Origin of the sequence: Pseudomonas sp. HS6 (assembly GCF_023375815.1) — a bacterium.
Taxonomy (GTDB): Bacteria; Pseudomonadota; Gammaproteobacteria; order Pseudomonadales; family Pseudomonadaceae; genus Aquipseudomonas.
Genome location: NZ_CP067412.1, coordinates 2,097,323 through 2,111,801 on the forward strand (window position 1 = coordinate 2,097,323; position 14,479 = coordinate 2,111,801).

15 protein-coding genes are annotated in these 14,479 nt (G+C 59.3%); 7 read left to right on the top strand and 8 right to left on the bottom strand.

The annotated features are described in order from the left end of the window. Positions 1 to 25 precede the first annotated feature (25 nt). The gene (locus JJN09_RS09690; protein ID WP_249487076.1) at positions 26 to 739 is read right to left on the bottom strand and encodes a FadR/GntR family transcriptional regulator; all 714 of its coding nucleotides are present in this window, start codon (positions 737 to 739) and stop codon (positions 26 to 28) included. Between the two features lie 367 nt (positions 740 to 1,106). Here JJN09_RS09690 and JJN09_RS09695 point away from each other — a divergent pair, with 367 nt between their 5' ends. After that, a complete protein-coding gene (locus JJN09_RS09695) occupies positions 1,107 to 2,453 on the top strand; it encodes an MFS transporter (RefSeq protein WP_096822358.1) in 1,347 nt (448 codons plus the stop codon). 14 nt (positions 2,454 to 2,467) lie between these two features. Continuing rightward, positions 2,468 to 3,811: a glucarate dehydratase gene (gene gudD, locus JJN09_RS09700; RefSeq protein ID WP_249487077.1), complete on the top strand. Its 1,344-nt coding sequence runs from the start codon at positions 2,468 to 2,470 to the stop codon at positions 3,809 to 3,811. A 118-nt stretch (positions 3,812 to 3,929) separates the two neighbouring features. On the opposite strand, the gene JJN09_RS09705 is transcribed toward gudD, so the two are convergent. Continuing rightward, positions 3,930 to 4,805, bottom strand: coding sequence for a LysR family transcriptional regulator (locus JJN09_RS09705; RefSeq protein WP_249487079.1), 876 nt, complete (start codon positions 4,803 to 4,805; stop codon positions 3,930 to 3,932). A 160-nt stretch (positions 4,806 to 4,965) separates the two neighbouring features. Between JJN09_RS09705 and ampC the strand changes: the two genes are divergently transcribed. Further along, positions 4,966 to 6,132 (top strand): class C beta-lactamase, encoded by a 1,167-nt coding sequence (ampC, locus tag JJN09_RS09710; RefSeq protein ID WP_249487080.1) that lies wholly within the window; start codon positions 4,966 to 4,968, stop codon positions 6,130 to 6,132. Positions 6,133 to 6,192: 60 nt separating this feature from the next. On the opposite strand, the gene JJN09_RS09715 is transcribed toward ampC, so the two are convergent. After that, entirely contained in the window at positions 6,193 to 6,501 is a 309-nt protein-coding gene (locus tag JJN09_RS09715; protein ID WP_249487082.1) for a hypothetical protein, read from the bottom strand. 195 nt (positions 6,502 to 6,696) lie between these two features. On the opposite strand from JJN09_RS09715, the gene JJN09_RS09720 reads away from it, so the two are divergent. Both JJN09_RS09720 and JJN09_RS09725 read left to right on the top strand, forming a co-directional pair. After that, positions 6,697 to 6,936, top strand: coding sequence for a hypothetical protein (locus tag JJN09_RS09720; RefSeq protein WP_249487083.1), 240 nt, complete (start codon positions 6,697 to 6,699; stop codon positions 6,934 to 6,936). A gap of 1 nt (position 6,937) precedes the next feature. Then, positions 6,938 to 8,134, top strand: a complete 1,197-nt coding sequence (locus JJN09_RS09725; protein ID WP_249487084.1) for an AAA family ATPase — start codon at positions 6,938 to 6,940, stop codon at positions 8,132 to 8,134. 179 nt (positions 8,135 to 8,313) lie between these two features. Here JJN09_RS09725 and JJN09_RS09730 read toward each other — a convergent pair whose 3' ends face one another. Next, positions 8,314 to 8,877 carry a DUF4174 domain-containing protein gene (locus JJN09_RS09730; protein WP_249487085.1) on the bottom strand — a complete coding sequence of 188 codons (564 nt, stop codon included), beginning with the start codon at positions 8,875 to 8,877 and terminating at the stop codon, positions 8,314 to 8,316. Between the two features lie 209 nt (positions 8,878 to 9,086). On the opposite strand from JJN09_RS09730, the gene JJN09_RS09735 reads away from it, so the two are divergent. Next, a complete protein-coding gene (locus JJN09_RS09735; protein ID WP_249487086.1) occupies positions 9,087 to 9,563 on the top strand; it encodes a GNAT family N-acetyltransferase in 477 nt (158 codons plus the stop codon). On the opposite strand, the gene JJN09_RS09740 is transcribed toward JJN09_RS09735, so the two are convergent. From JJN09_RS09740 to JJN09_RS09750, 3 genes are all read right to left on the bottom strand, one after another. After that, entirely contained in the window at positions 9,545 to 10,330 is a 786-nt protein-coding gene (locus JJN09_RS09740) for a sulfite exporter TauE/SafE family protein (RefSeq protein ID WP_007951595.1), read from the bottom strand. The two genes, JJN09_RS09735 and JJN09_RS09740, sit on opposite strands and share 19 nt — an antisense overlap. 104 nt (positions 10,331 to 10,434) lie before the next feature. Next, positions 10,435 to 11,649, bottom strand: coding sequence for an MFS transporter (locus tag JJN09_RS09745; RefSeq protein WP_249487087.1), 1,215 nt, complete (start codon positions 11,647 to 11,649; stop codon positions 10,435 to 10,437). A gap of 81 nt (positions 11,650 to 11,730) precedes the next feature. Beyond that, positions 11,731 to 12,480 (bottom strand): hypothetical protein, encoded by a 750-nt coding sequence (locus tag JJN09_RS09750; protein WP_249490787.1) that lies wholly within the window; start codon positions 12,478 to 12,480, stop codon positions 11,731 to 11,733. A 246-nt stretch (positions 12,481 to 12,726) separates the two neighbouring features. Between JJN09_RS09750 and JJN09_RS09755 the strand changes: the two genes are divergently transcribed. After that, positions 12,727 to 13,875, top strand: coding sequence for an aldose epimerase family protein (locus JJN09_RS09755; RefSeq protein WP_249487089.1), 1,149 nt, complete (start codon positions 12,727 to 12,729; stop codon positions 13,873 to 13,875). Between the two features lie 138 nt (positions 13,876 to 14,013). Here the strand turns inward: JJN09_RS09755 and JJN09_RS09760 are convergent, their stop codons facing one another. Further along, positions 14,014 to 14,277, bottom strand: a complete 264-nt coding sequence (locus JJN09_RS09760) for a PAAR domain-containing protein (protein WP_249487091.1) — start codon at positions 14,275 to 14,277, stop codon at positions 14,014 to 14,016. Positions 14,278 to 14,479 lie beyond the last annotated feature (202 nt).

The following is a 14,479-nucleotide window of genomic DNA, read 5'->3' on the forward strand; positions in this document are numbered from 1 at the left end:
GTGCTATCTAACGGACCAGCGGCATTCAGCTCGTGGCTGAAAACCGGTCACGACTGTTGGTCAGGTGCAGCCACATTGCCGCACGTGCCGCGTCCGGGTCCTGACGCTTGATCGCGTTGAGGATCGCCTCATGCTCAAGATTCGCCAGTTGCCCAAGCTTGCTCAAATCCACCGCCCCGCGTTCGGTCGCATTGACCCGCGTGCGCGGAATCATCGCGCTGCCCAGGTGCTGCATGATTTCGGTGAAGCAGACATTGCCGGTAGCCTCGGCAATCAAAAGGTGAAAGCGCCGGTCGGCCTCGACGCAACTGTCGTTGTTGGCCAATAGACGCTGATAGTCATCAAGCGCCTGACGCATCTGCACTAGTTGCTGTTCGGTTCGGCGCTGCGCGGCCAGCGCTACCGCTTGCGTCTCCAGCCCCATGCGCAATTCGAGAATGCTGCGCACCCCCAGCGCGGTGTCGACATTCAGTCGCAGCCCCTGCTCCGGTGCGCGCTCGATCACGAACGTGCCGATGCCGTGTCGCGTCTCCACCAGCCCCGACGCCTGCAACTTGGAAATCGCCTCGCGCACCACGGTGCGGCTGACGCCGTGCTCCTGAACGATCGAGTTCTCCGAAGGCAACTTGTCACCGGGCAACATCTGGCCGAGCAGGATGCTCTGGGTGAGTTTTTCCACCAGATCATGGGCCAGGTTGTGCGCGCGTTTACGGGCGGGAGCGTCGAGGTCTTCTTGCATGGTTGGGTTCCGGCGATCGGGGCACACCGATCGTAGCATTGCGGGGGATGAGTTGTATGAGCTCCTATGATTCAAGGCAATCAACTTGTATGACAACAAACGATTTTTTGCTCAAAAACCTTCAACATCGTCACGCCAGCACTCCACGCTCGCTGGCTTGGCGCTCTGCGCTACCGCACACAAAAAATCTTCAAAGCCCAACAAATACGGCACTTAAAATCTTAAAAAGCATAAAAACCCTTCCCCGTAGATAAATATGATTGGACGCTCCCGCTTGTAGGACAAAAAAATCTGGTTGTATGATGTCTATCAACAACGCAACACCCAGCCACACCCCGCATAAAAATAACGAGTGGGAGAAAACCAAGTGAAATCATCCATTGCCGGGATGAACGAGGGCGCCGATTCCGTGCTGTCCTCCGCCATTGCCAAAGTCAAACGCCACGTCCTGCCGCTGTTCGTCATCATGTTCATCGTCAATTACATTGACCGGGTGAACATCGGCTTCGTCCGCACCCACATGGAACATGACCTCGGCATCGGCGCCGCTGCCTATGGGTTCGGTGCCGGTCTGTTCTTCATCGGTTACGCGCTGTTCGAAGTCCCCTCCAACATGCTGCTGCAAAAGGTCGGTGCGCGAATCTGGCTGACCCGCATCATGTTCACCTGGGGCCTGGTGGCCGCCGGCATGGCGTTCATCCAGAACGAAACCCACTTCTACATCCTGCGATTTCTGCTTGGCGTGGCCGAGGCCGGTTTCTTTCCCGGGGTGATCTACTACTTCACTCGCTGGTTGCCGGGGGCCGAGCGCGGCAAGGCGATTGCGATTTTCCTGAGTGGCTCGGCGGTGGCCTCGCTGATTTCCGGCCCGTTGTCCGGCCTGCTGTTGCAGATCGAAGGGCTCGGCCTGCACGGCTGGCAGTGGATGTACTTCATTGAGGGGATGTTCTCGGTCGGCCTGTGCGTGTTCGTGTGGTTCTGGCTCGACGCCAAACCCCACGACGCCAAGTGGCTGACCCGTGCCGAGCAAGACGCACTGGTCAAAGCCATCGACGATGAACAGAAGGCCCGCGAAGCCGCGACTCCGATCAAACCCTCGCTGAGCAAACTTCTCAAGGATCGCCAGATCATTCTGTTCTGCCTGATTTACTTCTTCATTCAATTGACCATCTACGCCGCGACGTTCTGGCTGCCGAGCATCATCAAGAAAATGGGCGAGATGAGCGACTTCCAGGTCGGGCTGTTCAACTCGATTCCGTGGTTGCTGTCGATCATCGGCATGTATGCGTTCGCCTCATTCTCGGCGAAGTGGAAGCATCAGCAGGCCTGGGTGGCCACGGCACTGTTGATCGCCGCAGCGGGTATGTTCATGTCCACCACCGGCGGGCCGATTTTCGCCTTCGTCGCGATCTGCTTTGCCGCGCTGGGTTTCAAATCTGCGTCGTCGCTGTTCTGGCCGATCCCGCAGGCCTATCTCGATGCGCGGATCGCCGCTGCCGTGATCGCGCTGATCAACTCGGTGGGCAACCTCGGCGGCTTCGTCGCCCCCACCACTTTCGGCCTGCTGGAACAACACACCGGTTCGATCCAGGGCGGCCTCTATGGTCTGGCCGCGACCTCGATCATCGCCGCGATCATCGTGTTCGCCGCCCGCATGACACCCAAATCCGCACCTGACGTCGCCGTGGCCGATGCCGCGCCGAAACACGCTTGAAAGGACAACGCCAAATGACCGCACACGACATCGCCAAAGCCCCGATCATCACCGAGATGCAAGTCATCCCGGTGGCCGGCCACGACGGCATGCTGCTCAACCTGAGCGGCGCCCACGGACCTTTTTTCACCCGCAACATCGTCATCCTCAAGGACAACGCCGGCCACACCGGCGTCGGTGAAGTGCCCGGCGGCGAACGCATTCGCCAGACCCTCGAAGACGCCCGCAGCCTCGTGGTCGGCAGCCCGATCGGCACTTATCAGAAGATCCTCAACCAGGTGCGCCAGACCTTCGCCAACCGCGACGCCGGCGGCCGTGGCCTGCAAACGTTCGACCTGCGCATCACCATACACGCGGTAACCGGGCTGGAAGCGGCGCTGCTCGACCTGCTCGGCCAGCACCTCGACGTGCCGGTGGCCGCATTGCTTGGTGAAGGCCAGCAGCGTGATGAAGTGAAGATGCTCGGTTATCTGTTCTACGTGGGCGATCGCCGGGATACCGACCTCGCCTACCGCAGCGAACCGGACGCCGACAACGACTGGTTCCGCGTGCGTCACGAGAAAGCCATGACCGCCGACGCCGTAGTGCGTCTGGCCGAGGCTGCCCATGCGCGTTACGGTTTCAAGGACTTCAAGCTCAAGGGCGGCGTGCTCAGCGGCGATGCGGAAATCGAAGCGGTGACCGCCCTGGCCGAGCGCTTCCCCGACGCCCGCATCACTCTTGATCCGAACGGCGCGTGGTCATTGAAAGAAGCGATCCGTTTGTGCCGCGACCAGCATCATGTGCTGGCCTACGCCGAAGACCCGTGCGGCGCGGAAAACGGCTATTCGGGCCGTGAAGTGATGGCCGAATTCCGCCGCGCCACCGGCCTGAAAACCGCCACCAACATGATCGCCACCGACTGGCGCGAAATGGGTCACGCGATTCAGTTGCAGTCGGTGGACATCCCGCTGGCCGACCCGCATTTCTGGACCATGCAGGGTTCGGTGCGCGTGGCGCAGATGTGTCACGAATGGGGCCTGACCTGGGGCTCGCACTCCAACAACCACTTCGACATTTCCCTGGCGATGTTCACCCACGTAGCGGCCGCCGCGCCGGGCGACATCACCGCCATCGACACCCACTGGATCTGGCAGGACGGCCAGCGCCTGAGCAAGGCGCCGCTGCAAATCGTCGAGGGCTGCGTGCAGGTGCCGAAGAAACCGGGGCTGGGCGTGGAACTGGACATGGATCAGGTGGCCAAAGCCCACGAGCTCTATAAAGGCATGGGACTGGGCGCGCGGGACGACAGCGTGGCGATGCAGTTTCTGATTCCGGGCTGGACGTTTGATAACAAGCGTCCCTGCCTGGCGCGCTGACCCGGATTCAACGCAATTCCCTGTGGGAGCGAGCTTGCTCGCGATGGCGGAGTGTCAGTCGATAAATTTTTCGAATTTGAGGCCGTCTTCGCGAGCAAGCTCGCTCCCACAAGTATTCTCACTGGCCGGAAATTTCCAGCAACCAGTGCTTGAACGCCGCCATCGCCGACGTCTCCGGCCGTGACTGCAACCGCGTCAGCCAATAGCTGCCGGTGGTGATTTCGATGGCAAAGGGTTGGCAGATCAGGTCCGCCGCCAGTTGCCGGGCAAACATCAACGGCGGCGCCAGTGCCACCCCGCCGCCCTGCAACGCCGCTTCCATCATCGCCAGCGACGAGTCGAACACGATGCTCTGGGGCGGCGCGGCATGGGTCGCCAGACCGGCCGCGTGGAACCATTCCGGCCACTCATCGGTGCGATAGGAACGCAGCAAGCGCTGCTGCAAAAGATCCCCCGGCGTGTGCAACTGCCGGGCGATTTCCGGCACGCACAGCACCGACAACGGCGCCTCCAGCAAACGGGTCGCCTCGATACCGTGCCACGCCCCGGCGCCAAACCGGATCGCGTAATCCAGCCCTTCAGCAGCGACGTCCACCCGATTGTTGTTGGTCGACAGCCGCAAATCTATGAGCGGATGTTTCGCCTGAAAGTCCGCCAGCCTCGGCAACAACCAACCCACAGCGAAAGTCCCCACTGCGCCGACCGTGAGCATTTCCCGATATTGCCCGCCCGCCAGACGCTCGAGCATCTGCGCGATATGATCGAACGACGTGGTCAGCACCGGCAGTAAAATTTCGCCCTCGCCGGTCAGCATCAGCCCACGGGGCAGGCGTTTGAACAGGATCACGCCGAGTTGCGCCTCCAGGCTTTTGACCTGATGGCTGACGGCCGCCTGGGTCACGCACAATTCCACGGCAGCGCGAGTGAAGCTCAAATGACGCGCAGAAGCTTCAAAAGCGCGCAATGCATTCAAGGGCAATTGAGGTCGAATCATGCCAGATCCCAAATTTTTCTAATGGCTCGTCCGAGTTTTCATCGTTTGTCGAATGACGCCCGACTGCCTAGATTTGGCGGCGCCGATCAGCAGCCCAATGAAAAAACGCTCGCAGTGTAGCGAGATAACACCATTAACACTCATGGAGAGTGGATCAATCATGCCTTCAATCCACCTGAACAAACTCAAGTCCTTCAGCGCTTTCGGACTTTTCTTCAGCGCCGCCACCTGCCTGGCCGCCCCGCAAACCGACGATCAGTTGCAGGCGCTGGTCAAGGCCACCGTGACCCCGGTCATGCAGCAACAGGACATCGCGGGCCTGGCCGTGGCCGTAACCGTCGATGGCAAGGCGCATTACTTTAACTACGGTGTCGCCGACAAGAACACCGGGCAAGCGGTGAGTGAAAACACCCTGTTCGAAATCGGCTCTGTGAGCAAAACCTTCACCGCAACCCTCGCCGCCTACGCTCAGGCCAGCGGCAAACTGGCGTTTTCCGACAAGGCCAGCCAGCACTGGCCCGAGCTGAAAGGTAGCGCGTTTGACCACATCAGCCTGCTGCAACTGGGCACCTACAGCGCCGGCGGCCTGCCGCTGCAATTCCCGGATGCTGCGGACTCTTCCGACAAAATGCTCGGCTATTACCAACAGTGGAAACCGACGTATCCGGCCGGCAGCCATCGCCTGTACTCCAACCCGAGCATCGGCCTGTTCGGTTATCTGGCCGCGAAAAGCCTCGGCCAGCCATTCAATCAGGTCATGACCGAAACCCTGCTGCCGAAACTCGGGCTCAAGCACACCTTCCTGTCGGTGCCCGCGTCTGAAGAGAAGCTCTACGCCCAAGGCTATGACAAGAACAACAAACCCGTTCGCGTCAGCCCCGGTGCCCTCGATTCCGAAGCCTACGGCGTGAAAGCCAGCGCCGCGGATCTTCTGCAATTCGTCGAAGCCAACCTCGACACCGCCAAACTCGAAACCCCACTGCAAAAAGCCATCGCCCTCACCCACACCGGCTACTACACCGTCGGCGACATGACCCAGGGCCTGGGCTGGGAACGCTACGCCTACCCGATCAGCCTCGAACGCCTGCTGGACGGCAACTCGACGCCGATGGCCATGGAAGCGCACAAGGTCAAATGGCTCAACCCGCCACAGCCGGAACCGGCGAACGTGCTGCTGAACAAGACCGGCGCTACGGGTGGCTTCGGCGCGTATGTTGCGTTCGTGCCGTCGAAGAAAGTCGGGATCGTGATTCTGGCGAACCGTAATTACCCGAATGCTGAGCGGGTGAAGATTGCGCACAGGATTCTGGGTGAGTTGACCCGGTAATCACGCCATAAAAAACGGGCGACCTGAGAAGGTCGCCCGTTTTTGTTTGGGGGTTTGAAACTAAGCCTGTAGCTTCCAGCCCAGTACATCCATCAGATCGCAGCTGTCGCGCAGAGGGATTGCCAGCACTCGGGCGAAGTCCCGCAGCAGTAATGCGTCGTGGCTGACGCCGTAGCCGAGCGAAAGGGTTTCCAGCAACTGCGTCACGCTGCGCAAGCGGTAGGCGGCGGTGCCGTGGAGTACGTCTACCGGGGCTTCGCGGTCGATCAGGAGACAGGGAATCTGGCAGTCGATGCCGGTGATGGGGATGTAGCGAGGTTTGGTCGATTCAGTGGAAATGTCAGGTGATTCGAAATCCGTTTTCTTCATGGGTGTAACTCCAATGGGATTGTAAAAAACGCTACCCATCTCACTTCCACATGAGGGTGGCAGCTGTACGCAGGTGTGGAAGACCGAGCCAATCACCCGAACCCGGCGCACTCGAAAGCGCTCCCGCGTACAGCCACCATAAGGCCGCGATGTTGACATAAAAGATGTCTCCATGCGCTTTACGAGGCTTGGTGAATGAGTCTGAAACCGGACTTCCACATCCGACCGCTGATTTTGCAGCGGCCCGATGAGGTTATCGGCGTACGACTCAAGCCACCAGTTCACCAACGCCGCCGCGCTTTGAAGGAAACGTCCGACGGATTTGAAGGGTGTTGCCGCGTAGATTTCCGGGCACATTCAGCAATGATTTTCAAAGGTGACCGGCTGAAAGAGATGCATCTAAACTGCACCGCATTACCCGGTTATCGCGGATGAAATGACGTTCGCCAAACATCTGACCGACTGGAACACAGAGGGGGGATTAGTGAAGATCGACAGCCTCAAACTCACGAATGTAGGTCGGTTCAATGACATCACCGTTCATTTGGCTCCTCTCTCCGGATCCCATTCCAACGTCACAGTTTTTGTGGGAATCAACGGCGCCGGTAAAACCACCCTGCTGAAAGCGCTCACCACCTGCCTGAGCTGGCTGATAGCAAGAATTCGCACCCGAAAAGGCAATGGCAGCCATATCGCAGAGGAAGACATTCGCAACGGGACCCCGGCTGCCATCGTCTCGATCGCGGTAGCAGAACCTGCACATCCGCGAGTCAATCCCGAGTCTGATCCCGATGAAGAAGACGATGTGTTCGTATGGGGCATGTCACACAGCAAACAGGAAGGGAAAACGGCGCTACACAGTTCTTTGGAAGACGTAAACCTGCTCGCCTATCACTATCGCACCCTGCTGACAGCCGATGACAGCGCCTCACTTCCCCTGATCGCCTACTATCCGGTGGAGCGCTCGGTTCTCGAAATCCCTCTGAAAATCAAAAGCGGACAAACCTTCGATCAATTGGCGGGCTACGACGACTCACTGAAACACAGCACCGACTTTCGCCGCTTCTTTGAATGGTTTCGAGAGCGTGAAGACAGCGAAAACGAGTCCGGCATTTCCGATTCCGCATTGAACGAAATAGCTCAGAAGCTTGGTGCTGAGAGCGAAGCCTGGAAGACGCTGTCCAATCTCAAAGCTTCATCCCGCGACTCCCAACTGACGGCCGTCCGCTCCGCCATCGCGGCCTTCATGCCAGGCTTCACCAACCTGCGAATACAGCGACGACCTCGTCTGCACATGGCGATCGACAAGGACGGCGTCACTTTCAATGTCGCCCAATTGTCGCAAGGCGAAAAATCGATGCTCGCACTGGTCGGAGACATCGCCCGCCGACTGGCCATGATGAACCCGTCACTGGACAATCCGCTCCACGGTAATGGCATCGTTCTGATCGATGAGATAGAGCTTCATCTTCACCCCAATTCGCAACTCAGCCTGATCAGTCAATTGAGCAAAACCTTTCCCAACTGCCAGCTTGTGCTGACAACCCAGGCACCCGCAATGCTGAGTGAAACCCAAGATACGCTGGTTTACCTGCTCAATAATGGTGAAGTTCACGAGCACAATGCTCACTAGGGATTCGAAGCCAGCCAAGCACAAAATCAACATCGCATCAGTGAAGTTGACTGGCGAACGCTGGAGCGTTCTTTGCGTTTCCTACGGTCATCCACAAATCAAAAAAGCTGGCCAATAAAAAAGGCGAACGCTTAATGCCGTTCGCCATTTCTATTTCAGGTCATCCCACAATCACGCTCTCAATCATCCGGCATTTCCGCAGGTTTGGCCGGCTTCGCGGGTTTCGCCGGTTTACCGCCCTTCGTCCCTTTGGCCGGGGCTGCTTCAGCGGCCACCGGTGGTGGAGGCGGCGCTGCGAGTTCTTTCTCGGCGGCTGGCAGCGCATCGATAGTGTCGAAGACTTTCTTCAGATCAACCGTCTTGGCCTCGTCACCCGAAACGGCAAGCTTGGTCTCGCCGTCCTTGCCCACCAGGAAAATTTTCGGATAAGCCCCGGCACCCAGCTTCAACGAACGCAGCAGCCCCATGGTGTCCTGCTGGCCGAGGTCCTTGCCGTCGAGTTGGCCGAACATGTTCAGGATGGTGTAGACCTTGAGCTTGCGGTCGGCGATGCCTTGTTTGTTGGCCGGGTCTTCCAGCGACTTTTTCAGGCCTACCCAGACAGGGTCGACTGTACTGCTGGCGATGACGATCAAGGGGCGGTAGTTGCCTTTGTCGACGTCCAGCGGGGAATCGTTGTCGCCGGCGAACAGGGGGCCGGCAATCGCCAGCAAGAGTGTCAGGGTCAGTGACCTGATGAGCATGCGCATCTCCTTTTGATATCCACGCTCTAATGATTGCGCATCGTGGCGATTGTTCCGGGGTTACCCGGCAAATATGTTTCGCCTTGTTCAAAGCGTAGGTCAGCAACGATTTTGCGCAACCGGATGCGCTCGATCATGTCGCGCATTTGATTACCTTTCATGGCCGCATTAGGGTGGTTGTCCTGCTGATGAAACGGAGTTCAAGCCCCATGCACATCGCCTACCTGTGCGATCACCCCGAACTGATTGAAGAACTGGCCGAACTCAACTTCAAGGAATGGGGCCAGTACAGCCCCAAAGATACCCTCGCCAGCCGCACCGAACGTATGCGTGCCGCCTGCGGTAAAGGCGCGATCCCCAGCGTGGTGGTGGCGATCGAAGACGGAAAACTGCTCGGCGGTGCGCTGCTGATCGACAGCGACATGGACACGCGCCCGCAACTGACGCCGTGGCTGGCCGGGGTCTACGTGAAGGCCGAACAGCGTGGGCGCGGCATCGCTTCGCAGTTGGTCAACCGTATCGTCGAGGAAGCCGCCGCTCTGGGCCTGCCACAGTTGTACCTGTACACCGATGCGGCGCAGTCGCTGTATGCGCGGTTGGGTTGGGAGGTGATGGAAGAAACGGAGTACGACGGATTGCCGGTGACGGTGATGAAACTGGCGCTCGATCAGAACGCCAGTTTGTAACCGATCAGCACCAGCATCGTCGCCAGGCACGGGCGCAGCAGTTCATCGGAGACACGCCCGGTCAGGTGGCTGCCGAGCCAGATACCCGGCAACGAGCCGATCAGCAGAAAGCCCAGCACGCCCCAATCCATGTTTCCCATGCTCGCGTGGCCAAGGCCGGCGACCAGGGTCAGCGGTACGGCGTGGGCGATTTCGGTGCCGACCAGGCGGCGGGTCGGCAGCAGCGGATAGAGGATGAACAACGCGACAGTGCCGAGGGCGCCGGCGCCGATGGAGGTCAGGGCGACCATGGTGCCGAGGATCAGACCGGTGATCACGGTCATGACGTTGAGGCGCGCACCGCTGGGGTTGTAATTGCCGCCAGCGCGTTTGTGGGCGAATTCCAGCAGGCGTTTCTTGAACAGAATCGCCAGCGCCGTGGCGAACAGCACGAAGCCCAGCGCCTGCTTGATGATTGCGTTCATCGCGTCCGGCGCGGTGTGCAGGGTGCTGAGGAACCACAAGGTCATCGCCACCGCCGGGACACTGCCCAGGGTAAGCCAGCCGGTGATGGCCCAGTCGATGTTCTTGTTTTTCCTGTGCACCAGCACGCCACTGGATTTGGTGATGGCGGCGTACAGCAGATCCGTACCCACCGCCGTGGCCGGATTGATGCCGAACCACAGCAAGATCGGCGTCATCAACGAACCGCCGCCGACACCGGTCATGCCAACGATGAACCCCACGACCAGCCCGGCAATCACCAGGCCGAAATTTGCCAATTCCATTAAGACGTCCAGACGAACCACAGGAAAATCCGGCCCGCAGCATAACCAGTTTTCTTATAACGACCTATATCGATCGGATCTATCGTTATGCAATTTCTTGAGCGTCAGTGCTGGCGCCGACCCGGTTTGAAACTGTGGGTGCTGTTGTTCCAGACCGTGGCCAACGCGATCAGCGACAGGATCAGCAACGCCCACGGAAACGACATCGCCCCTGCCCTATCCAGCAACAAGCCGCCAAACAATCCGCCGCCGGCAATCGCCACGTTCCACGAGGTGGTGAGCATCGCCTGCACCACATCGACATGCTCCCCGGCCGAGTCCGCTGCCGCCGTCAGCAACAATGTCGCCGAGCCGCCGAACGACAGCCCCCACACCGCCATGCACGCATAAATCAACCAGGGCGACGGCGCAACCAATGCCAGCACCAACGCGGTCACGGCAAACACTGCGAGGCTGATAAGGGCCAACCCGCGCAACCAGCGATCCACCAGCAGGCCGATGATCCAGATCCCCAGCAACGAACACAGACCGAAGACCAGCAGCACCAGATCGACCCGCTCGCCAAGACCGACCTGCATCAGGAACGGGGCGATGTAGGTGTAGAGAATGTTATGACCGAGCATCCAGGTCAGCACCACGAACAACACAGGGCGTACGCCGGGCAAGCGCAGCGTTTGCATCAGCGGCAAACGCTCGGCGCGGGCCTGGCCCGGACGATCCGGCACCGCGATGACGATCCACGCCGCCAACACCAAAGCCAGCCCGGACATGATCCCGAACGAAGCCCGCCAACCGATCACATTGCCCAGCCAGGTGCCGGCCGGCGTGCCCAGCGACAACGCCACCGGTGTGCCGAGCATGGCAATCGCCAGCGCCCGGCCCTGCTGATGCACCGGCACGATCCCGCGCGCGTAACCGGCCATGATCCCCCAGGAAAGCCCTGCCGCCATCCCGGCGAGAAACCGCGACGCCAGGGTCAAGCCGTAATGGCTGGAAAACGTGGTGATGGTGTTGAACAGCAAAAATCCGCACACCGTCATCAGCAGCACCCGCTTGCGCCCCCAGCCCCGGGTGGCAACCGTCAGCGGAATCGCCGCGACAATCGAGCCCAGCGCATACAGCGTCACCAGTTGCCCGGCCAGCACTTCGCTGACGTTCAGGCCGGCGCCGATCTGCGGTAACAGACCGGCCGGCAGGGTTTCGGTGAGGATGGCGATGAAGCCGGTCATCGCGAACGCCAGAAGCGCGGCGTAAGGCAGTTTGTCCGTGCGGGCGGCACGTTCCAGGCTGGTGTATTCGGCGCTTGCGGGGTCGGTCATGACAGGTGCAGCTCCCTTTGAGTCAAATCGAACGATAGATTGTATACAAATCTCATCGTCCGCCACTCTACCCGACCTGGCTTACTGCACGGGCAAAAAATTCAAAAACAGCAGGCTCTGGGCGTAGTTCAAGCCGATGCGCCGGTAACGCTCGTCGAGCATCTGAGTCAGCAGATCCAGGCGCGCCACGACTTTGCCGAACTCCGTGGCGAAACTCAGGTTGCTGCCCTCCTCGGAAATCTCGTTGGAGAACAGCAGTGGCTGGCCTTCCTTGTTCTGCCGCTGGGCGAGGATCCACGTGGCTTTTTCGATGTTGCGCGCGGCGTTGTTGACGAAGGTCGGGTTGATCGCATCGGTCATGTAGAACTCGGTGCGGTTGCCGTGGGCGGTGACCAGCATGCTGCCGATCGCATAGATAAACGCACCAACCCGGTCACCGAGAAACTCCGGACTCATCGCATAGCTCAGTGCCGCCAGGTCTTTTTTGCCCCCCAGCGTCGGCAATGGTTGCTGCTGTTCGATGGCTAACCGCACCTGCTTGACCGCCGTGCGGATGTCGAGGAAGCCGGACTTGCGCAACTCGTCCGGGTTGCGCAGGTACAACTTGCCCATCAAGCGATAGAGGCTGTCGAGGTTGTCGCGCATCGCCAGCGTGGCCATGCGATCGACGCTGGTCTGGAGAAATTCCTGAGGCCTGCCCTCGCGCATCTGGTTGATGAAATGGTTGCCGTCCTGATGGCTGCAACCGCCGAGCAACAGCGTCGACAGGCAGGCCAGCAACAGGCACGGGCGATGAATGAATGCAGCGATTGGGCGAAAAACTCTCGGCATGAATTCTTTGAAGGACACATTCCTGTGCGGCGGGAGTCACCGCAACCTGGCCATGGATAGAGCCGGGGATTTCGCAAAAGTGCAGTGCCGCAGCGATTTCCCGACCTTCGGCGCTGGATGCCTCTTCAATTTAGTCCGACTTTATTTTTGCAATAAACGTTTAATCCGCTATAAATTTTCATTCACACGATAATTAGCATGACTATTTAACGATTTTCAAAACAACAACAAAATGGAAGGTCAACCATGCTTCAATCCCGACACTCACTCTGCGGCCTCGGACTGTCCCTGATGATCGCCACCCTCACCGCCCAGGCTGCCGGCCTGTCCAGCGAACACAAAGCCTTCGGCAAAACCAATGACGGCACGCCCGTCGAGCAATACATCCTGCGCAACAGCCACGGCATGCAAGCCACGGTCATCACCTACGGCGCGACCTTGCAGGCGCTGCAGGTGCCGGACAAACACGGCAAGCTCGACGACATCGTCCTCGGCTTCGACGATGTGCAGGGTTACCAGAAAGGCACCGCGTACTTCGGTGCGACCATCGGCCGCTTCGGCAATCGCCTGGCCGACGGCGCATTCGAACTCGATGGCAAACGCTATCAAGTGCCGCAGAACGACAAGACCAATGCCTTGCACGGCGGCACTCAAGGCTTCGACAAGAAGGTCTGGAAGGCGAAGGAAACCAAGGACCAGGATTCGGTCGGCGTGACCCTGACGTATCTGTCGGCGGATGGCGAAATGGGTTTCCCCGGCAACCTCACCACTGAAGTGACCTACCGTCTCACCGACAACAACGAGTTGCGCATCGACTACAAGGCCAGCACCGACAAACCGACGGTGCTCAACCTGACCAACCACAGTTACTTCAACCTCGCCGGCGCCGGCAATGGCGACATCCTCAAGCAAGTCGCCACACTGCACGCCAGCCATTACACCCCGGTCACCGCCAAACTGATCCCGACCGGCGAACTGACCCCTGTGGCCGGCACGCCGATGGACTTCACCAAACCGACCGCCATCGGCCAGCACATCAAGGCCGATCACCCGCAACTGAAATTCGCCGAACCGAAACACGGCGGTTTCGATTTCAACTGGGCGCTGGACACCAAGGGGGACGTCAGCAAACTCGCCGCCGAAGTCAGCGACCCGCAATCCGGTCGCCACTTGCAACTGTTCACCAACGAACCGGGCGTGCAGTTCTACACCAGCAACTTCCTCGACGGTACGGTCAAGGGCAAGGGCGGCAAGGTCTATCCGCACTGGGGCGCGTTCACCCTGGAGACTCAGCACTATCCGGACTCACCGAACCAGCCGAACTTTCCGAGCACCCGGCTGGATCCGGGACAGACCTACACTCAGAGCGTGGTGTTGAAGTTTTCGGCGAAGTAAAAGCAAAAGATCGCAGGCTGCGGTAGCGCCTACAGGGGAAAATTAATCCTGATGTAGAGCTTTCGCAGGCTGCGATCTTTTGCTTTTTGAACTCTAGATATCGACCAAAGCAGACAGGAGTAGCCGAGATTCAGAGACTCAGCTGATTACGGCGCCTTTCGGGCCACTGGCAATCAGCGCTGCGCCACAGGCGGTTTTCATACCGTCCAGCGCGATGGGCACGCCATCGACGGTGTAGGTGCTGCTGCCCTCGACAATCGGGAAAACCCCTTTGCACAATGGGCAACTGACCTTGTGACCGACTCCGGCAATCGGCTTGCCGTTGAGGTCGGTCCGGGAGAATGCTTCGAGGACCTTGCCACCGTGAGTGGTGGAGTCGCCCAAGCGGATGGCGTCTTTCATGTTGTCACTCCTTCGACCAGTAACTCAGCCTGGTGCCGATGACGAAGTTTCTCCGTCTGAATCAAAATCGTACCAGCACCAACAGACAGCCGAACTCTTTACAATCAGCAAGTCATGGGGACACGAATCACTGGTATCACTCACCGACTTTGCGCCCGAATATCAGGTTTTCCATGGCCGGGACAAAGTCACTTCCCAAGCG

What these genes read in the sequence shown, in the direction of transcription:
- JJN09_RS09720 (WP_249487083.1), top strand. Translation starts at nt 6,697, where the DNA reads ATGAGTCTGAAACCGGACTTCCACATCCGACCGCTGATTTTGCAGCGG.
- JJN09_RS09740 (WP_007951595.1), bottom strand. Translation starts at nt 10,330, where the DNA reads ATGGAATTGGCAAATTTCGGCCTGGTGATTGCCGGGCTGGTCGTGGGG.
- ampC (WP_249487080.1), top strand. Translation starts at nt 4,966, where the DNA reads ATGCCTTCAATCCACCTGAACAAACTCAAGTCCTTCAGCGCTTTCGGA.
- JJN09_RS09750 (WP_249490787.1), bottom strand. Translation starts at nt 12,480, where the DNA reads ATGCCGAGAGTTTTTCGCCCAATCGCTGCATTCATTCATCGCCCGTGC.
- JJN09_RS09735 (WP_249487086.1), top strand. Translation starts at nt 9,087, where the DNA reads ATGCACATCGCCTACCTGTGCGATCACCCCGAACTGATTGAAGAACTG.
- gudD (WP_249487077.1), top strand. Translation starts at nt 2,468, where the DNA reads ATGACCGCACACGACATCGCCAAAGCCCCGATCATCACCGAGATGCAA.
- JJN09_RS09725 (WP_249487084.1), top strand. Translation starts at nt 6,938, where the DNA reads ATGACGTTCGCCAAACATCTGACCGACTGGAACACAGAGGGGGGATTA.
- JJN09_RS09705 (WP_249487079.1), bottom strand. Translation starts at nt 4,805, where the DNA reads ATGATTCGACCTCAATTGCCCTTGAATGCATTGCGCGCTTTTGAAGCT.
- JJN09_RS09715 (WP_249487082.1), bottom strand. Translation starts at nt 6,501, where the DNA reads ATGAAGAAAACGGATTTCGAATCACCTGACATTTCCACTGAATCGACC.
- JJN09_RS09730 (WP_249487085.1), bottom strand. Translation starts at nt 8,877, where the DNA reads ATGCTCATCAGGTCACTGACCCTGACACTCTTGCTGGCGATTGCCGGC.
- JJN09_RS09745 (WP_249487087.1), bottom strand. Translation starts at nt 11,649, where the DNA reads ATGACCGACCCCGCAAGCGCCGAATACACCAGCCTGGAACGTGCCGCC.
- JJN09_RS09755 (WP_249487089.1), top strand. Translation starts at nt 12,727, where the DNA reads ATGCTTCAATCCCGACACTCACTCTGCGGCCTCGGACTGTCCCTGATG.
- JJN09_RS09760 (WP_249487091.1), bottom strand. Translation starts at nt 14,277, where the DNA reads ATGAAAGACGCCATCCGCTTGGGCGACTCCACCACTCACGGTGGCAAG.
- JJN09_RS09690 (WP_249487076.1), bottom strand. Translation starts at nt 739, where the DNA reads ATGCAAGAAGACCTCGACGCTCCCGCCCGTAAACGCGCGCACAACCTG.